At 53.3% G+C, this 19,039-nt stretch carries 14 protein-coding genes; 9 read left to right on the top strand and 5 right to left on the bottom strand.

All coding sequences use genetic code 11. From position 1 onward, the window contains the following. Positions 1–257 precede the first annotated feature (257 nt). The 4 genes from ACSZO4_RS18290 to queF form a co-directional block, all read right to left on the bottom strand. The gene (locus tag ACSZO4_RS18290; protein ID WP_437890460.1) at positions 258–467 is read right to left on the bottom strand and encodes a DUF1471 domain-containing protein; all 210 of its coding nucleotides are present in this window, start codon (positions 465–467) and stop codon (positions 258–260) included. A 253-nt stretch (positions 468–720) separates the two neighbouring features. Further along, positions 721–2,010, bottom strand: a complete 1,290-nt coding sequence (locus ACSZO4_RS18285; RefSeq protein ID WP_437890459.1) for an HAAAP family serine/threonine permease — start codon at positions 2,008–2,010, stop codon at positions 721–723. Between the two features lie 447 nt (positions 2,011–2,457). Further along, positions 2,458–3,822: a nucleotide 5'-monophosphate nucleosidase PpnN gene (gene ppnN, locus ACSZO4_RS18280; RefSeq protein ID WP_437890458.1), complete on the bottom strand. Its 1,365-nt coding sequence runs from the start codon at positions 3,820–3,822 to the stop codon at positions 2,458–2,460. A gap of 118 nt (positions 3,823–3,940) precedes the next feature. After that, entirely contained in the window at positions 3,941–4,786 is an 846-nt protein-coding gene (gene queF / locus ACSZO4_RS18275) for an NADPH-dependent 7-cyano-7-deazaguanine reductase QueF (RefSeq protein ID WP_437890457.1), read from the bottom strand. A 69-nt stretch (positions 4,787–4,855) separates the two neighbouring features. On the opposite strand from queF, the gene syd reads away from it, so the two are divergent. The 7 genes from syd (at position 4,856) to ACSZO4_RS18240 (ending at position 12,032) form a co-directional block, all read left to right on the top strand. After that, positions 4,856–5,401 (top strand): SecY-interacting protein, encoded by a 546-nt coding sequence (gene syd, locus ACSZO4_RS18270; RefSeq protein WP_437890456.1) that lies wholly within the window; start codon positions 4,856–4,858, stop codon positions 5,399–5,401. 640 nt (positions 5,402–6,041) lie between these two features. Continuing rightward, positions 6,042–6,371: a YqcC family protein gene (locus ACSZO4_RS18265; RefSeq protein WP_437890455.1), complete on the top strand. Its 330-nt coding sequence runs from the start codon at positions 6,042–6,044 to the stop codon at positions 6,369–6,371. Beyond that, a complete protein-coding gene (gene truC / locus ACSZO4_RS18260; protein ID WP_437890454.1) occupies positions 6,371–7,165 on the top strand; it encodes a tRNA pseudouridine(65) synthase TruC in 795 nt (264 codons plus the stop codon). Before ACSZO4_RS18265 ends, truC begins: the two co-directional genes overlap by 1 nt. Before the next feature lie 5 nt (positions 7,166–7,170). Next, positions 7,171–7,620, top strand: a complete 450-nt coding sequence (locus tag ACSZO4_RS18255; RefSeq protein ID WP_437890453.1) for a flavodoxin — start codon at positions 7,171–7,173, stop codon at positions 7,618–7,620. Between the two features lie 490 nt (positions 7,621–8,110). After that, a complete protein-coding gene (locus ACSZO4_RS18250) occupies positions 8,111–9,463 on the top strand; it encodes an MFS transporter (protein WP_437890452.1) in 1,353 nt (450 codons plus the stop codon). A 2-nt stretch (positions 9,464–9,465) separates the two neighbouring features. After that, complete coding sequence (locus tag ACSZO4_RS18245) at positions 9,466–10,806, top strand: enolase C-terminal domain-like protein (protein WP_437890451.1); 1,341 nt, start codon at positions 9,466–9,468, stop codon at positions 10,804–10,806. Positions 10,807–10,892: 86 nt separating this feature from the next. Further along, a complete protein-coding gene (locus tag ACSZO4_RS18240; protein ID WP_437890450.1) occupies positions 10,893–12,032 on the top strand; it encodes a glycerate kinase in 1,140 nt (379 codons plus the stop codon). 390 nt (positions 12,033–12,422) lie between these two features. On the opposite strand, the gene barA is transcribed toward ACSZO4_RS18240, so the two are convergent. Continuing rightward, the gene (gene barA, locus ACSZO4_RS18235; protein ID WP_437890449.1) at positions 12,423–15,182 is read right to left on the bottom strand and encodes a two-component sensor histidine kinase BarA; all 2,760 of its coding nucleotides are present in this window, start codon (positions 15,180–15,182) and stop codon (positions 12,423–12,425) included. A gap of 55 nt (positions 15,183–15,237) precedes the next feature. Between barA and rlmD the strand changes: the two genes are divergently transcribed. Both rlmD and relA read left to right on the top strand, forming a co-directional pair. Continuing rightward, a complete protein-coding gene (rlmD, locus tag ACSZO4_RS18230; RefSeq protein ID WP_437890448.1) occupies positions 15,238–16,536 on the top strand; it encodes a 23S rRNA (uracil(1939)-C(5))-methyltransferase RlmD in 1,299 nt (432 codons plus the stop codon). Between the two features lie 52 nt (positions 16,537–16,588). After that, positions 16,589–18,823, top strand: a complete 2,235-nt coding sequence (gene relA / locus ACSZO4_RS18225; RefSeq protein ID WP_437890447.1) for a GTP diphosphokinase — start codon at positions 16,589–16,591, stop codon at positions 18,821–18,823. Positions 18,824–19,039: the final 216 nt, after the last annotated feature.

Genomic DNA, 19,039 nt, shown 5'->3' with positions numbered 1-19,039 from the left:
TCAAACACGGTAGCAGTGTACCCGCCTGGTGGCGGGTAACTGAAGTGACTTTAAACATACAAGGGTTAGGGTGAGGGGAAATATGCTGACTCATCAGAGCGTTATCACCCTCACCCCGGCCCTCTCCCTGGAAGGGAGAGGGAGAAAAACAAACCCTATTCACTTTTAAGCACATTTGTCAGCAATCTCAAGCCCCCTAAGGGGCTGAAGGGATTTGTTACTAAGTGACTTTACGACAATGCTTTCTGCGACCGGGCTTATTTGCTCAGTTCGGCCGTCATATGCACGCCGTTATTGTACTGCGCGCCGGTGATAGTGTAGGTTGCACCCAATTCAGCGGCCTGGGCGGCAATTTTGGCTTCTGCGCTGTCCAGCGTAGAGGCAGTCGCGCTAACGCCCTGAGCAAAAGCGCCGAAAGACATTACGGAAAGAGCGGCAACTGCAACGAAAGTTTTGATGGATTTCATGGTCGTATTCCTTAAGTTTATTTGTTCAGGATAGGGCGTTGTTGCCCTGATGTGATAAATAATAGGCCGACCATTCGATGATGGAAATCTAAACAATTTGCGGAAATCTTTCAAAAAAATAGAACGATAATTGCGCGTGGTAAATCGGGGCGTAACGTCCTGCTTTGCTGCCCGATTCATCAAAATTGGCCAGTGCAGGAACAAAATTAGCGGTGTGTTAAGCGCGCCGCCAGCAGAGGCGGCGCGAAAGGACTTAGCTGAACAGCGAGAAGAAAATAGCGGAGATGGCAATCAGCCCCATCACGACAACAAAGATGTTGCTGATTTTGCCGCTATATTTGCGCATCGCCGGGACCTTGTTGATGGCATACATCGGCATCAGGAACAGGATCATGGCGATAACCGGGCCGCCGAGGGTCTCGATCATGCCGAGAATACTTGGGTTCAGGGTCGCAACTATCCAGGTGGTCACCAGCATAAAGAGGGCGGTGATTTTGTTCAGTTTGTTGATTTCAATCGACTTGCCACGGCTGCGCAGGGATTTGATCACCATCCCGTTAAAACCTTCACGAGCACCAAGATAGTGGCCGAGGAAGGATTTGGTGATGGCGATAATGGCGATAATCGGCGCCATCCATGCAATCACGGGCGCGTTAAAATGGTTCGCCAGGTAAGAGAGAATGGAGATGTTCTGTGCTTTTGCCGCGGCCAGATCGGCGGATGACAGGCTCAGTACGCAGCTAAAGACAAAGAACATCACCGTCAGCACCATCATCAGATGGGCGTAACCGAGAATACGAGAGCATTTAGGCTCGGCATCCTGGCCGTACTCTTCACGTTTTGCCACCGCAAAAGAGGAGATTATCGGCGAGTGGTTAAAGGAGAAGACCATCACCGGGATCGCCAGCCACAGGGTCATCCACAGACCATTGCCGCTGGCGCTAACGCTGTTCAGGGAAAGGGTATCCAGAACGGTGCTGTTCCATTGCGGGATGAGGTAGACCGCCAGCAGCATCAGGGCGGCAACAAACGGGAACACCAGAATGCTCATCGCTTTGACGATCATCTGCTCGCCAAAACGTACGATGGTCATCATACCGACGATCAGAATCAGTGACAGAATGGCACGAGGCGGCGGGGTTAATCCCAACTGGTGGCTCATAAAGCTGTCAACGGTGTTGGTAATGGCAACGCTGTAAACCAACAGAATCGGGTAGATGGCAAAGAAGTAGAGCAGGGTAATGAGCTTGCCTGCACCGGCGCCAAAATGCTCTTCCACCACCTCGGTAATGTCTTCACCAGGGTTTTTACCCGACAACACAAAACGCGTCAGGCCGCGGTGGGCGAAAAATGTCATCGGAAAGGCAATGAGCGCCATGATAATCAGCGGGATAATCCCACCCACACCGGCATTGATGGGCAAAAAGAGCACCCCTGCGCCAATCGCCGTGCCGTACAGGCCCAGCATCCACATGGTGTCTGTTTTACGCCATGCGCTTCGTGTGTTACCCGAAACGATGGTGCCGGTTTGTGTTGTTTCCATCTCAATATCTCCAGAGCAGTAATGTGCCGCTGTTTGGTCAAATCGAATGCCAAAAACCACGGCGGTAATATGAAATTCGGTTATTCACGGTTTTTTTATAATTTCTATCCGTAACTATTTTGGCGCGCGGAAAGATACATATAAGTTATGGATGCAACAGTGATCTGGATCCCAAATGCAATAATCCACTTTTTATGTGGTTATTTGCAGGTTAAATGCCTGTTATCCATGATCTGGGTGAAATTTATGGGCGCGAAGGCTAGCACTGGTGGGGCTGGCTTTCAAAGAAAGTGGATTAAAACACGATAAAATGGCTGTAAAGAGAGGCGTAAATAGCGTTTTATCTAATTTAATGCCAGTTTGATGAAGTAAAGTTTGCTGGTTACTTGTTACGCAAACGTTTGCATGGCGTCTGATTAAAAGGGCGACATAGGCCGCCCTTATGGATTAGGTGATGATTTCGTAGCAGGGGATATAGGCTGAACCCGGCAATTTCATGCGATGCTGGGCGACAAAACCCTGCAATAACTCGTCCATTCGGCGCATCATCTCGCGATCGCCATGGATTTTGTACGGGCCAAATTCCTCAATTGCCTGAATACCCATCTCTTTCACGTTGCCGGTTACGATACCGGAGAAGGCCCGGCGCAGATCGGCGGCAAGAACTTCAACCGGTTGATCCGGATACAGTTTAAGGTTGGCCATATTTTCATGGCTGGGTTCGAACGGCAGTTGCAAATCCGGGGTGATGCGAATCGACCAGTTAAAGCTATAGGCATCTCCGGTATCGCGGCGGTTTTGTTTTACCAGCGGCATCGCCTTTTTCATCAGACGGGCTACTTCTGCCGGATTATCAATGACAATGCGATAGTGCTGGCGGGCGCTTTCCCCCAGGGTGTGGAGGATAAATTCGTCCAGCACACGGAAATAGTCAGCGCTCTCTTTCGGGCCGGTCAGGATCAGCGGAAGTACCTGATCTTTGTTGGCCGGGTTCATCAGAATACCCAACAGATAGAGCAGCTCTTCCGCCGTGCCGACGCCGCCAGGGAAAATAATAATGCCGTGGGCGATGCGCACGAAGGCTTCGAGGCGCTTTTCAATGTCCGGCATGATGACGAGCTCATTCACCAGCGGGTTTGGCGGCTCAGCAGCGATGATGGACGGTTCCGTCATCCCAATAAAACGCCCTTCTTTATAACGTTGCTGGGCGTGGCCGACGGCGGCGCCTTTCATCGGAGCTTCCATTGCGCCCGGACCACAGCCGGTGCAGATATTCAGTTCACGCAGACCGAGCTCAGTGCCGACGCGGCGCGCATAGAGATATTCGGTTTCGTTAATGGAGTGTCCGCCCCAGCAGACCACCATATTTGGCGCTTCGCCAACGTGCAGGGCACGGGCATTACGTAAAATAGAGAAGACAAGGTTGGTGATATGAATGGAGCTTTCCAAATCCAGATGCTGGAAACGCCCCGCGTTGTGGATCTGCCCGTTGACGAACAAAATATCGCGCAGGACGGCAAACAGGTTGGCCTGCAATGAGCGAATAATTCGCCCATCGACAAAGGCATCCTCTGGCGGGTTGATCAACTCCAGTTTCACGCCGCGTTCACGGCGTAACACATTGATGTCAAAACTTTCGTAGCGTGACAGCAGCTCTTTGCTGTTGTCCGTCAGGCTACCGGAGTTAAGCACTGCGAGTGAGCAATTGCGAAACAGTTCATACAGGTCGCTACTGGCCGTGCGTTTAAGCATATCGACTTCCAGTTGCGACAACATATCCATCGAGCCAAGTGGGCTAATATGTGTAATCAAGTGAACTCCTTACGGGATGAAAATTGTATCTTCCCTGTTGATTACAATAGCCTCCGCTTATGACGTTTAACAACCTGCCGCGTGGAATCTCTCTCGCAGATAGCAAAAAATGTTGCGATTACTGCCGCACTAACCGACCGGTTGCCGGGACGAACTGCGTGTTGGTCCGCCAGGGGTTAATATCCAGCCCGCCGCGTCGGGTGTAGCGAGCGTAAACGCTCAGGCTTTCCGGCTGGCAAAAACGCTGAATATCCATAAAGATGCGCTCGACACATTGCTCATGAAATTCATTGTGGTGGCGGAAAGAGACCAGATAGCGCAGCAGTTTCTCACGGTCGATTTTTGGCCCGCGATACTGGATCTGTACTGATCCCCAGTCTGGCTGGTGGGTAATCAGGCAGTTGGATTTCAGTAAATGGCTGACCAGCGTCTCTTCCACCACTTTGCCGCTGGCGGCATCGGTGAGCAGGGCGGCATCAAAGGTGTAGTTGTCGATGGTGATATCCTGCTCATCGATGCAACTACCGTGAAAATGGGCGACTGGCTGACCCTCAACTTCATCGAGACGATACAGAGCGACGCTAACCTTGCCCTGCGCGCAGTTGCTGAGATCGCGGGCCAGGGTGTCCTGTACTTCGTCCCAACTGGCGAAGCGCGTCTGATTAAAACTGTTGAGGTAGAGTTTGAAGCTCTTTGATTCCACCAGGTTGACGCTGGTGTAGTCAAGGGAGACATGACCGACAGCGACCTGCGGCAAACCATTAGCGTTGAGCCAGGACAGCTCATACAGCGTCCAGATATCGGCGCCCTGAAACGGCAGATTATCCTCGTGTAACCCCAGAGGTTCACGGTTAAGACTGCGGGGCACGCCCTGCAATAAACTGGCGTCATACTGGTCACGGTAGTCCGTGGTTTTGCCAAGCGTCAGGCCAGCCAGCGCCTGGTGGTTATCATAGGAAGACATGTTTCATCGCCATTTTTACGGTTACACTAAAGGCAAAGTGTATCCTGGCTTAGATAAAGAGAGAAATCTGTGGACCGAGAGACAGCCCTTGCGCTGGAAGCATTTACGACGCGCTATTGTGATGCCTGGCAACGTTCGTACCAAACCTGGCCGCAAAGTGAGGAGCTCTATGGCGTGCCTTCTCCTTGCATTATTTCCTCCACCGGGACGATGGTAACCTGGCAACCGCAGCCTTTTACGCTGGCGGAGAATGTAAACGCAATTGAACGGGCGTTAGATATTGTGGTACAACCAGCGCTTCACGCTTTTTATACCACACAGTTTGCCGGGGATATGCGCGCACGGTTTCAGTCTGAAACCTTCACCCTGCTGCAAACCTGGAGCCCGGACGATTTCCGGCGCGTGCAGGAAAACCTGATTGGTCATCTTGTTACGCAAAAAAGACTCAAGCTGTCGCCGACCTTATTTATTGGCACTCTGGAGAGTGACACCGAGGTCATTTCGCTTTGCAACCTGAGCGGAGAAGTGGTGAAAGAGACGCTGGGACGCCGACAATCGGTGGTGCTTTCTTCAAGCCTTACGGCGTTCCTTAACGAACTTGAGCCTGTTCTGTAATCCTGATTGCTACTTAGTTTGTGAGAGATCTCTTACGCGTCTTGTGAGAGATCTGCCTGTCATCCTGGACGTCATATCCACCTTGAATATCTAAAACATAATAAATTCAATTTGTTGAAGCGAATACCCTTAGTTTATTTATAGTAAATCAGGAAAATATTTGCCTTAGGGACACTTGTAAGACGACGCTTAATAGGTGATTCTACTTGTCGTCGGCAAGGAGCTGTACAGTGAAACGAACATCAGGATGATGTTGTTTCGAGCTAGGATTACACCGTGGACGGTGCTGCAAGGAAAGGCTTCAGGACGAAGCAAGAGGAGAGTGCAGGAGCGCACTAAAGGACACCTCCAGGAAGGAGAATGAGAGCCGGTCAGGATGTTCGGTGGATCATGAAGATCGTGGAATGACTTATGGACAAGTCAATTCGATATCAGGGCGATGTCGAGCAGGATGCAAAGGTTTAAGGACAAACAAGGTCATCTGACCACAGGAAAAGTTGTCACGGATGAGCAGGGAGCACGAATGTAGCCGGACTGCTGCAAAACGAACCGGGAGCACTGTTTTTACAGTGCTCCCTTTTTTTATTTCTCACCACAAATGCTATTCTGCGCGCCATTCAGATTGATATCCGAGGTTTCCATGACAACAGAGATGCGCGTACGCCAACAATTACACCTCATTGAGACACTTTTGCGCGAGCATGGTCAATGGCAGTCAGTCGCACCGGACGCCAGCGTGTTCGACAGTACCCAGCCTTTTTGCATGGATACGCTTGAGCCGTTTGAGTGGTTGCAATGGGTGCTGATCCCCAGGATGCATGCCTTGCTGGATGGTCATCACCCGCTACCGGGATCCTTTGCCGTCGCCCCCTATTATGAAATTGCGCTCGACTCATCTCACCCGGCTCGTGATGCGGTGCTGGCACAGCTTGAAGTACTCGATGCATTGTTCACAGGCGATGACGAATAATGCTGGAGATCATTTATCAGGATGAGTGGTTAGTTGCGGTCAACAAACCTTCCGGCTGGCTGGTACATCGCAGCTGGCTCGACAGGGACGAGAAAGTGGTGGTGATGCAAACGGTGCGTGACCAGATTGGCCAGCATGTGTTTACCGCCCACCGCCTCGACAGACCGACGTCAGGCGTGCTGCTGATGGGCTTATCCAGCGAAGCCGGGCGTCGCCTGTCACAGCAGTTTGAACAGCACCAGATCCAAAAACGTTATCACGCGGTGGTGCGTGGCTGGCTGATGGAAGAGGCGCTACTCGACTACCCGCTGGTGGAAGAGCTGGATAAAATCGCCGACAAATTTGCGCGTGAAGATAAAGGTCCGCAACCTGCGATAACCCATTATCGCGGACTGGCGACCACGGAAATGCCCGTGGCGACCGGTAAATTTCCCACCACCCGTTATGGGCTGGTTGAACTCAATCCACAGACCGGGCGTAAACACCAGCTGCGCCGCCATCTTGCCCATTTGCGCCATCCCATCATTGGCGACAGCAAACACGGGGATCTGCGCCAGAACCGCAGCGCAGCAGCCCACTTTGGCTGTGACCGGCTGATGCTTCATGCCAGCCAGCTTTCACTCACTCATCCCTTTACCGGTGAGCAGCTCCTTCTCCGTGCCGGGCTTGACGACGTGTGGATGCAGGCTTTATCACAGTTCGGCTGGCAAGGGCTTCTCCCTGAGAATGAAAGGGTTGAGTTTGCCGCATTGAGCGGTCAGGATGACGTCAATCGTGTTGAAACCAGGGAGTGAATGCTATGGCTGAAATCGGAATATTTGTGGGCACTATGTACGGCAATGCGCTGCTGGTTGCCGAAGAAGCTCAGACTATCCTCAACGAACAGGGTCACCAGGCGACGTTATATGAAGATCCGGAGCCTGCGGACTGGGAAAAATATCAGCATAAATACGCGCTAATTGTCACCTCAACAACCGGTCAGGGCGATCTCCCCGAGAGCATTGTTCCGCTGTTTCAGTTCATCCGCGATAGTGTAGGTTACCAACCAGAACTGCATTATGGGGTCATCGCTTTGGGCGATAGCACATACAGCAATTTCTGCGGCGGCGGCAAACAGTTCGATGCCTTGTTACAGGAACAAAATGCGCAGCGGGTTGGTGAGGTTTTGCTGATTGACGCCAGCGAAGATCCTGAGCCTGAAACCGTCTCCAGCCCTTGGGTTGAGCACTGGTCAACGTTGTTAAAATAAGTGCTAACCCTCCTTCCTGCAGGAGGGTTAATTGCTATTTTTAACTATTTGACAGTGAAATATTGCCCGAACGCATAATTCAGCAACTGAATCGTGTAAGCTTCGGGCAAATGCCAATAAAATGCCCTCTAATTCCCCTTCAGAAAGTGCACTTTTACTGCGTCAAGCGATGCGTTTCACATTTTTTGAAATCGAATGAGTTTTGGCCAAATGTTAGCGCCCCAACTTTTCATTTCCGTGAGTTAGTCCCCATCGCGTTGTGCTTATGCAATAAACCCAAATGGCAGGGTTATTTAATGTTGTGTGGTTGCACGGTGAGAGATTATCGACCCCTTTTTATACTTTTCTCGCAGTCAATAAAACGCAGTACGCAGGGAATAGCGGCCCGGCGATAAAGCTGCGGAAAATCAAATACATCATCCTGATTAACCCTACAGGTTGTGCTGTTCAGGATGGATGTACATGACATTTATGCTTCGGGAGTACAACCATGAGTTCATTAAGCCAAGCAGCGAGCAGCGCCGAAAAGCGCACAAATGCCCGCTACTGGATAGTGGTGATGCTGTTTATCGTCACATCCTTTAACTACGGTGACCGCGCTACGTTGTCGATCGCCGGTTCGCAAATGGCCAAAGATATCGGCCTTGACCCCATCGGTATGGGTTATGTTTTCTCCGCGTTTTCCTGGGCCTATGTTATTGGCCAGATCCCGGGCGGCTGGTTGCTTGACCGTTTTGGTTCCAAACGCGTTTACTTCTGGTCCATTTTCATCTGGTCCCTGTTTACCTTACTGCAAGGTTTCGTCGATATTTTCAGCGGTTTTGGCATCATCGTTGCGCTCTTCACCCTGCGCTTCCTGGTGGGTCTGGCTGAGGCACCGTCCTTCCCTGGTAACAGCCGAATAGTCGCGGCCTGGTTCCCGGCGCAGGAAAGGGGTACGGCGGTATCGATTTTTAACTCCGCACAATACTTCGCCACGGTAATCTTCGCACCGATTATGGGCTGGTTGACTCATGAAGTGGGTTGGTCACACGTGTTCTTCTTTATGGGTGGCCTGGGTATCGTTATCAGCTTTATCTGGCTGAAAGTGATTTACGAACCGAACGAGCACCCGAAAGTTAACAAGAAAGAGCTGGAATACATCGCTGAAGGCGGCGCGCTGATCAACATGGATCAGAAGAGCAATAAAGCGAAAGTGCCGTTCAGCGTGAAATGGGGTCAGATTAAGCAGCTGCTGGGCTCCCGCATGATGATGGGTATCTACCTCGGCCAGTACTGTATTAATGCCCTGACTTACTTCTTCATTACCTGGTTCCCGGTATATCTGGTGCAGGCTCGTGGTATGTCGATCCTCAAAGCTGGCTTTATCGCCTCCGTACCGGCAATTTGCGGCTTCGCAGGCGGCGTTCTCGGCGGGGTGATTTCCGACTGGTTAATGCGCCGTACCGGTTCTTTGAATATCGCACGTAAAACCCCCATCGTGCTGGGCATGCTGCTCTCCATGGTGATGGTGTTCTGTAACTATACCGACGTGGAATGGATGATTATCGGCTTTATGTCCATGGCATTCTTCGGCAAAGGTATTGGTGCGCTGGGCTGGGCTGTAATGGCTGACACTGCGCCAAAAGAAATCAGTGGCCTGAGCGGCGGTCTGTTCAACATGTTCGGTAACATCTCCGGTATCGTGACTCCGATTGCTATCGGCTACATCGTTGGCACCACCGGTTCGTTTAATGGCGCGCTGATCTACGTAGGTATTCACGCTCTGGTTGCGGTACTGGCTTATCTGGTACTGGTTGGGAATATCAAACGTATCGAACTGAAACCCGTTAAAGGACAATAATTATGAGTACTCAGGCAAGCCCCATCATTACTGATATGAAAGTCATTCCGGTTGCCGGTCATGACAGCATGTTGATGAACATTGGTGGTGCGCATAACGCTTATTTCACTCGTAACATCGTCGTTCTCACGGACAACGCCGGTAACACCGGCGTTGGTGAGGCTCCGGGCGGGGAAGTCATTTACCAGACGCTGGTGGATGCTATCCCGATGGTACTCGGGCAGGAAGTAGCGCGTCTGAACAAAGTGGTTCAGCGCGTCCACAAAGGCAACCAGGCACACGATTTCGATAATTTTGGTAAAGGTGCCTGGACGTTTGAGCTGCGCGTCAATGCGGTAGCGGCTCTGGAAGCCGCCCTGCTCGACCTGCTGGGCAAAGCGTTGAATGTACCTGTCTGCGAACTGCTTGGGCCGGGCAAACAGCGTGATGCGGTGACGGTTCTGGGTTACCTGTTCTATATCGGCGATCGCAGCAAAACCGACCTGCCGTATCTTGATAAAACGGACGGGAACCACGACTGGTATCACCTGCGTCATCAGGAAGCCATGAACAGCGAGGCGGTTGTGCGCCTGGCTGAAGCTTCTCAGGACCGTTACGGCTTTAAAGATTTCAAACTTAAAGGCGGGGTATTGCCGGGTGAGAAAGAGATTGAAACCGCACGCGAACTGAAAAAGCGTTTTCCTGATGCGCGTATCACCGTTGACCCGAACGGCGCCTGGCTACTCGATGAAGCTATCGCGCTGTGTAAAGGCCTGGGAGATGTGCTGACCTATGCAGAAGATCCCTGTGGCGCGGAGCAGGGCTTCTCCGGCCGTGAAGTGATGGCGGAATTCCGTCGCGCCACCGGTCTGCCTGTTGCCACCAACATGATCGCTACCAACTGGCGTGAAATGGGGCACTCGGTGATGCTCAATGCCGTCGATATCCCGCTGGCCGACCCGCATTTCTGGACGCTCTCGGGCGCTGTGCGTGTCGCTCAACTGTGTGATGACTGGGGGCTGACCTGGGGTTGCCACTCCAATAACCATTTTGATATCTCGCTGGCAATGTTCACCCATGTGGGCGCAGCGGCGCCGGGTAATCCGACCGCTATCGATACTCACTGGATCTGGCAGGAAGGTGAAGCGCGTCTGACGAAACAGCCTCTGGAAATCAAAGGCGGTCAGATTGCCGTTCCGGATGCACCAGGTCTGGGTGTGGAGATTGACTGGGCGCAGATTGAAAAGGCCCACGAAGCTTACAAACGCCTGCCAGGCGGCGCACGTAATGACGCCGGTCCGATGCAGTACCTGATCCCGGGCTGGAAGTTCGATCGTAAACGCCCGGTTTTTGGACGTCAGTAATGGAATCGCCGGCCTCTGACAGGCCGGCATTTTCCCTAGGCTTCCGGGTATATGCTTATGGTCGTGAATATGCGTAAGGATGGCTTATGAAGATTGTTATCGCACCTGACTCCTATAAAGAAAGTTTGAGTGCTTTAGATGTTGCATCCGCGATTGAAAGCGGGTTTCGCGAAATATTTCCAACGGCTGAATACGTAAAATTGCCGGTGGCGGACGGTGGCGAAGGGACTGTTGAAGCCATGGTTGCCGCTACCCAAGGGCGTATTGTCAACGTGGCTGTCAGAGGCCCACTGGGTGAGCCGGTCGACGGTTTTTATGGCCTGTCGGGCGATGAGAAATGCGCCTTTATCGAAATGGCTGCGGCCAGCGGTCTTGAGATGGTTCCCCCCGCACAGCGCGATCCGCTGATCACCACCTCGTGGGGTACCGGCGAGCTTATCCATCATGCGCTGGATGCAGGCGTAAAACATATCATCATTGGGATTGGCGGTAGTGCCACCAATGATGGCGGCGCTGGTATGGTTCAGGCGCTGGGGGCAAAACTGCTGGATAAACAAGGCCAGCAGATTGGACCGGGTGGCGCGGCGCTGGAGACCCTGGTCACTATTGATGTGAGCGGGCTGGATGAACGTCTCGCGACATGCCGCATTGAAGTGGCCTGCGATGTCACCAATCCGTTAACCGGAAAAGAAGGGGCATCGGCGATTTTTGGCCCGCAAAAAGGGGCGACGCCGGAGATGATCGTTCGTCTGGATGAGGCGCTGGGCCACTTCGCTAAGCTTATCGCCCGGGATCTGAATCTGGATGTCTTAAACCTGGCGGGCGGCGGTGCGGCAGGCGGTATGGGCGCGGCGCTCTATGCCTTTTGCGGCGCAGAATTGCGTCAGGGCATTGAGATTGTCACCGATGCCTTATCGCTTGATAAGCATGTTGCCGATGCCGACCTGGTTATTACCGGGGAAGGGCGTATCGATAGCCAGACGGTGCACGGAAAGGTGCCGGTAGGGGTGGCGAGAGTCGCCAAACGCTATAATGTGCCGGTGATTGGAATTGCCGGAAGCCTGACGGCGGATGTTGGCGTGGTGCATGACCACGGCATCGATGCTGTTTTCAGCGTGATCTACAAAATCTGTTCGCTGGAAGATGCCCTGGCGAATGCCGGTGAGAACGTGCGCATGACGGCGCGTAACGTTGCCGCCGTGCTGAAGGTTGGGCAGGGTAAATAACGCATCCGTTGCAGAAGACCCTCTCTTTGCGGAGAGGGTTCGGCTGCTGACTAACCCACTTTCATCTGTAATATTGCTCGTTTAAGGTATAATCGGCCCCCTTTACTCTGAGGCTACTGAGGAAAGGTTCCGTTCACCTTAAGTTCCTTGCTTCTCTGAAACCCCCCGGCACGTGAACGTGTTAAGGGTGTTCTTCGCCACACCCTTAACAATCCCGGCTCCCGGCACAAGAAAATCGCCGCTGGCACGTTCACGGGTGAAGAAGCAACAGGGAAACGTTGAACTTAAGGTGAACGGAACACCTCCCCGAACCTTACAGAGTGAGCGCTACTCAGAAAAAGGCTTCTGGCGACAGGTTTTTAAGTGACCGGCCGGAGAGGGCTTATGATTTTATCCCATCATTTTCCGCGCTTCGCGGGTCACATTGTCCATCTCATCAAGCAGTTCCAGTAATTCCGGCTCCAGCTCTTCAGCGGGGACGCCGCTACGCAAATGGTGTTCTATCAGCTTGCAGAGGTTTTTCAGTCGCGGAACGCCGCTGTAGCTGCAACTGCCTTGTAGCTTATGAATGGACTCCATCAGCCCGTCCGGCGCTTCGCCCACCAGCTGTTCTTCAACCCGGTTGCGGATTTCTGGTAAAAAAGCCACCAGCATCTGGAGCAATTCACGGGCAAGATCGGACTTGCCCGCCGACTGCCGCAGCGCCAGCTGCCAGTCGAGAGTGGCATCTTCGTTGACGATGGGCTCCACCGGTTTGGGTGGTTCGGCGGGCGCCAGATAGGGATTGATCATCTGATCGGGCTTATAGCGCAGCAGCAGATTATGCAGCTTGTCCTCTTCGATAGGTTTCGCCAGATAGTCGTTCATCCCGGCGCTGAGCAGTTTCTCTTTCTGACCAGCCATGGCGTGCGCGGTGACCGCGATAACCGGCGTCTGCTGCTGATGAGGAAGCTGACGAATAAGCTCGCAGGCGCGGATGCCGTCCATATCGGGCATCTGAATATCCATCAGGATCAGATCAAACTGCATCTGCCTGGCGCGTTCCAGCGCCTGCGCACCGCTGCTACAGACTTCAACCTGTTGCACCAGGTCTTCCAGCAGTACGCCAATCAACTTCAGGTTTGCCGGATTGTCATCCACCGCCATAACGGACATCGGCAGTTTGAACTCGTCAACCGTAGGGGTGTGGCGCGCAGAGCGGCAATACTCAGTCAGCGCAGGCAGCAGGCGCGTCGCGGTGAGCGGTTTAAGCAGACAGGCGGCCGCCCCATCCTGTTTAAGCTCTTCGGCATTGATTTGCGCATGGCAAGGCAGAGCCAGCAGCAGGTAGTCGGTCATCGACTTGGCTTTGGCCAGCCGTTCGTGCTGCATGGTTAATGGCTCACGTAAGGTCACGGGAACCGCCATCAGCAGTATGTCGTAATGTTCAACCGGTAGCGCAGAGAACGAGGGGCTGTAGACAACCTCAAGCGGCGTGGTACTCAGCACATCGAGCGTGCTCTGAGCCGCGGCCGCATTCGGTTCGATATAGGCCAGACGCTTACCTTCCAGACAACCGGTCAATGGCCCTTCGGTAATGGCATTTGGATTGAGGTCGAGGTTGATATGGAACCAGAAGGTGGAGCCGCGATTCGGCTGACTATGGAAAGAGATGTCCCCACCCATTTCATTCACCAGCCGTTGTGTAATCACCAGCCCCAGCCCGGTCCCTCCGTGGCGACGCGAGATGCTGGCATCGGCCTGACGGAAGGCCTGGAACAGCCGCGACTGGTCACGTTCCGGGATGCCGATGCCGGTATCGCGGATTTGAACTTCAATCTGCACTTTGTTGTTACTGATTGAACGTCTCTCCACCAGAATGTCGATGTTGCCGCTTTCGGTGAATTTAATCGCATTGCCCACGATATTGGTGATGACTTGTTGCAGGCGCAGCGGGTCGCCAATCACGTTATCCGGCACGTCATTGCGGGTATTCAGCGTCAGCTCCAGCCCTTTATCGTGAGCGGAATGAGCCAGCAGGGTGACCACATCATCCAGCGTACTGCGCAGCGGGAAGGGAATGCTTTCGAGGATCAGTTTTCCGGCTTCAAGCTTGGAGAAGTCCAGCACGTCATTGATGATGGCCAGCAAATTATTGGCCGAGCGTTCAATGGTCAGCATGTGGTCGCGCTGAGTGGGGTTCAGCTCAGACTTCAGCGTCAGACGAGTGAAACCAATTACGCCGTTTAGCGGGGTACGCAACTCGTGTGACATATTGGCGAGGAATTCAGATTTGATGCGCGCAGCTTCCTGGGCGCGCTTTTTCGCCAGGTCCAGCTCCACGTTCTGGATCTCCATCTGCTCCAGCGTTTCCCGCAAATCGGACGTTGACTGATCGATATTGTGCTGCATCTCCTCATGGTAGGCCGCCAGCGACATCGCCATCGAGTTAATACCGTTTTTGAGCATATCCAGTTCGCGGAGCATAAAGCCTTCCACCCGGCTGTCGAGCTGCCCGCGACGAATACGGTCAACGGTATTGACCATGTTTCGGATGGGGCTGGTGACATCGCGCATCAGTCGCCAGCCAAAAATCAGGGCGATACCGATACAAAACAAAATCATCAGGCTGGAGATAAAAATCTCTTTGTACTGCTGTAATCGTACCGACTTGAGATCCAGCTCCAGCGCCACATAACCCAGCATATTGCCTGCGGGTTTCGCATCGGTAATGGCCGACTCATCAGGCGAATACCCCTCTGAAACTATCGGGGTGCGCAGGATCATCTGATCCCCCTGGCGGGTCACCGTCAGATGCCGGGGAAAAGCCACCGCGTCCGGCAAACGTAATCCGCGTGGGTCGAGCTGAAAATTTGAGGTGACGAACAAGTTGTTCTGCCCATCGTAAATGGAAATCGCCCGCACAATCTCAGAGTGTCGTCGATGCAGCACGCTGATGAGCTGACCAATGGCTTCCCGGTCCTGAAGGGTCATGCTGTACTCACTGGAGACCGCAAGCGGTTCAATGATACTGGCACCCGCGTCTTCCAGTTGACGCTGTAAGTCGTTGTAGCGATGGACGACGAAGAAGATACTCAGCAACACACCGATTAATACGGTGGGGGCGAGGATCAGAATCATCATGCGCGCACGCAGGCTGTAGTTGGTCATGGGGTTCCGTTATGGGAGAATGTAGTCATTATCGTAATTGAGAAAATTCCCGGCAATGGCGCAATTCTACTCTGCAAAACGACGCGTGACGACACGTCTGGAAGTAACTGTAACAGTAAATGACCTCGACCCCTTTGGGCAGGGGGTTGCGCGACACAAGGGTAAGGCTCTGTTTGTGCAGGGACTGTTACCCCAGGAAACGGCAGATGTCATTCTGGTTGAAGATAAACGACAATTCGCCCGGGCTGAAGTCAAACGTCGGCATAATGAGAGCCTGGACCGCGTTGCGCCAGCCTGTGCGCATTTTGGTATCTGCGGCGGCTGCCAGCAGCAGCATGCCAGCATTGCGCTTCAGCACCGGAGCAAAAGCGCTGCGCTTGCCCGATTGATGAAACACGATGTTGAAGAGGTTATCTCGGCGGCGCCCTGGGGATATCGTCGCCGCGCCCGTTTAAGCCTTAACTGGCAGGTTAAAGCCCAGCGTCTGGAGATGGGGTTTCGTCAGGCCAGCGGCAAAGAGATCGTTAACCTGACGCGCTGCCCGGTGCTGGTGCCCCGTCTTGAAGCATTGCTGGTTCCCCTGCGCCAATGTCTGAACGATTTAGATGGCGCGCGTCACTTAGGTCATGTGGAACTGGTGCTGGCAGATAACGGGCCATTGATGGTACTGCGTCACACCGCTGCACTGGTTGCCAGCGATCAGGAAAAACTGGAACGCTTTTCGCATTCTGAGGGACTGGCGCTGTATCTCGCCCCACAAAGTGAAACAGTTGAACGTGTTAGCGGAGAAGATCCCTGGTATAGCTCTGACGGACTACGCTTAACGTTCAGCCCGCGCGATTTTATCCAGGTGAACGACGGCGTTAACCAGAAGATGGTCGCCACTGCGCTGGCATGGCTGGATGTGCAACCGCACGAGCGAGTGCTGGATCTGTTCTGTGGCATGGGCAACTTTACGCTGCCGCTGGCAAAACGGGCGGCAAGCGTGGTCGGCGTCGAGGGCGTGGCTGAGCTGGTGGCGAAAGCCCAGGACAATGCACTGCAAAACAGGTTGCACAATGTGACATTTTTTCATGAAAATCTAGAAGATGATGTGACAAAACAGCCGTGGGCTCGTCAGGGTTTTGATAAAATCCTGCTGGATCCAGCGCGTGCGGGGGCCGCAGGCGTCATGCAGTACATTGTTAAACTGGCGGCAAAAAAAGTGGTGTATGTTTCCTGTAACCCGGCGACGCTTGCCCGTGACAGTGAAGCGCTATTAAATGCGGGTTACCAGATAGAGCGGCTGGCGATGCTGGATATGTTCCCGCATACCGGCCATCTGGAATCGATGGTTTTATTCGAGCATAAGTGATTAATTTCGGCTTGCCGAATTCGGCAGGCCCGGTCCCTTAAAGGAGAGGACAATGGTTGCGGTAAGAAGTGCGCATTTGAATAAAGCGGGTGAATTCGATCCTAAGAAATGGATCGCCAGTCTGGGAATCTCCAGCCAGCCGTCGTGTGAACGCTTAGCCGAAACCTGGGAATATTGTCTGCGACAAACGCAAGGGCATCCTGATGCGGAATTGCTGCTCTGGCGTGGCGTCGAGATGGTGGAAATCCTCTCCATGCTCAGTATGGACTCCGATACGCTGCGGGCGGCGTTGTTGTTTCCGCTGGCCGACGCAGAAGTCGTCAGTGAAGAGGTGTTGCGCGAAAGCGTCGGCAGCTCGATAGTCGGGCTGATCCATGGCGTGCGTGATATGGCCGCGATCCGCCAGCTCAATGCCACCCATAATGATTCTGTCTCCTCCGAACAGGTGGATAACGTTCGTCGTATGCTGCTGGCGATGGTGGACGACTTCCGCTGCGTGGTCATTAAGCTCGCCGAACGCGTTGCCCATCTGCGTGAAGTCAAAGATGCGCCGGAAGATGAACGGGTGCTGGCTGCCAAAGAGTGCACCAACATCTATGCGCCGCTGGCGAACCGCCTCGGAATTGGTCAGCTCAAATGGGAGCTGGAAGATTACTGCTTCCGTTATCTGCACCCGGCGGAATACAAGCGTATTGCGAAACTGCTGCATGAGCGCCGTATCGATCGCGAACACTATATTGATGAATTTGTTGGGCATTTACGTTCCGAAATCAAGAACGAAGGCGTCAAGGCTGAAGTTTATGGCCGGCCTAAACATATCTACAGCATCTGGCGCAAAATGCAGAAGAAGCATCTCGCCTTTGACGAGTTGTTTGACGTTCGTGCGGTGCGCATTGTGGCGGAGCGTTTGCAGGACTGCTATGCCGCATTAGGGATAGTGCATACCCATTTCCGCCACTTGCCCGATGAGTTTGATGACTATGTGGCGAACCCGAAACCGAACGGCTACCAGTCGATTCACACCGTAGTGCTCGGGCCGGGCGGCAAAACCGTTGAGATCCAGATCCGCACCAAACAGATGCATGAAGATGCAGAGCTGGGAGTGGCTGCGCACTGGAAATACAAAGAAGGTACGGCAACCCCAGGACCGCGTTCAGGTCATGAAGACCGTATTGCCTGGCTGCGTAAACTGATTACCTGGCAGGAAGAGATGGCGGACTCCGGCGAAATGCTCGACGAAGTGCGCAGCCAGGTCTTTGACGACCGGGTCTATGTCTTTACGCCAAAAGGCGATGTGGTTGACCTGCCCGCAGGTTCGACGCCGCTGGACTTTGCCTATCACATCCACAGCGATGTCGGTCATCGCTGTATCGGAGCCAAAATCGGCGGGCGTATCGTTCCCTTCACCTACCAGTTGCAGATGGGCGACCAGATTGAAATCATCACCCAGAAGCAGCCGAACCCAAGCCGCGACTGGCTGAACCCGAATCTCGGCTACGTTACCACCAGTCGTGGGCGGGCGAAGATCCACAACTGGTTCCGTAAACAGGACCGGGATAAAAATATTCTCGCCGGGCGTCAGATCCTCGACGATGAGCTTGAGCACCTCGGCATCAGCCTGAAAGAGGCTGAAAAACAGCTGCTCCCGCGTTACAACTTTAACGATCTCGAAGAGCTGCTGGCGGCCATTGGCGGGGGCGATATTCGCCTCAATCAGATGGTCAACTTCCTGCAATCGCAGTTTAACAAACCGAGTGCCGCCGAGCAGGATGCCGCCGCGCTCAAGCAGCTGCAGCAGAAAACCTATGCCCCGCAAACCCGCAGCAAAGACAACGGTCGCGTGGTGGTGGAAGGTGTCGGCAATCTGATGCACCACATTGCGCGTTGCTGCCAGCCAATACCTGGCGATGAAATCGTGGGCTTTATCACCCAGGGCAGGGGGATCTCGATTCACCGCGCCGATTGCGACCAGCTCCATGAACTGCGGGCGCACGCGCCTGAGCGTCTGGTGGATGCGGTCTGGGGCGAAAGCTACTCTGCCGGTTACTCGCTGGTGGTGCGTGTCACCGCCAACGATCGCAGTGGCCTGTTGCGCGATATCACCACCATTCTTGCCAACGAGAAGGTCAACGTGCTGGGGGTCGCCAGTCGTAGCGATACGAAGCAGCAGCTGGCAACCATCGATATGAACATTGAAATCTACAACCTACAGGTGCTGGGCCGCGTGCTGGGTAAACTGAACCAGGTACCGGATGTAATCGACGCCCGTCGACTGCATGGCGGTTAATCAGAGAGTTAAGGCCATTGAACCTGGTTCAATGGCCTTTCTGTTGTGCCGGGCATATTTCTGAATTTTTATCTGATAACTTAATTTAGCCTACTTTAGCGATAAACTATCTCCAGCAGTAATGTTCAAACATTAAATAATGTTAAGGAAGGTGCGATTTAATCGGTGGGGTTCAGTGGAGTCCTTATCTGTATTAGCCTTACCTTAGCTGAGCTG

The organism is Phytobacter sp. V91 (assembly GCF_965644225.1).
Lineage (GTDB): Bacteria > Pseudomonadota > Gammaproteobacteria > Enterobacterales > Enterobacteriaceae > CBFFRJ01.
This window is presented reverse-complemented; position numbering and strand designations above follow the sequence as displayed.

Bases quoted from the DNA above. Each gene is read 5' to 3' on its own strand.
- ACSZO4_RS18255 (WP_437890453.1), top strand. From the start codon at position 7,171: ATGGCTGAAATCGGAATATTTGTGGGCACTATGTACGGCAATGCGCTG.
- ACSZO4_RS18285 (WP_437890459.1), bottom strand. From the start codon at position 2,010: ATGGAAACAACACAAACCGGCACCATCGTTTCGGGTAACACACGAAGC.
- ACSZO4_RS18245 (WP_437890451.1), top strand. From the start codon at position 9,466: ATGAGTACTCAGGCAAGCCCCATCATTACTGATATGAAAGTCATTCCG.
- relA (WP_437890447.1), top strand. From the start codon at position 16,589: ATGGTTGCGGTAAGAAGTGCGCATTTGAATAAAGCGGGTGAATTCGAT.
- queF (WP_437890457.1), bottom strand. From the start codon at position 4,786: ATGTCTTCCTATGATAACCACCAGGCGCTGGCTGGCCTGACGCTTGGC.
- ACSZO4_RS18265 (WP_437890455.1), top strand. From the start codon at position 6,042: ATGACAACAGAGATGCGCGTACGCCAACAATTACACCTCATTGAGACA.
- ACSZO4_RS18240 (WP_437890450.1), top strand. From the start codon at position 10,893: ATGAAGATTGTTATCGCACCTGACTCCTATAAAGAAAGTTTGAGTGCT.
- truC (WP_437890454.1), top strand. From the start codon at position 6,371: ATGCTGGAGATCATTTATCAGGATGAGTGGTTAGTTGCGGTCAACAAA.
- barA (WP_437890449.1), bottom strand. From the start codon at position 15,182: ATGACCAACTACAGCCTGCGTGCGCGCATGATGATTCTGATCCTCGCC.
- rlmD (WP_437890448.1), top strand. From the start codon at position 15,238: ATGGCGCAATTCTACTCTGCAAAACGACGCGTGACGACACGTCTGGAA.
- ACSZO4_RS18290 (WP_437890460.1), bottom strand. From the start codon at position 467: ATGAAATCCATCAAAACTTTCGTTGCAGTTGCCGCTCTTTCCGTAATG.
- ACSZO4_RS18250 (WP_437890452.1), top strand. From the start codon at position 8,111: ATGAGTTCATTAAGCCAAGCAGCGAGCAGCGCCGAAAAGCGCACAAAT.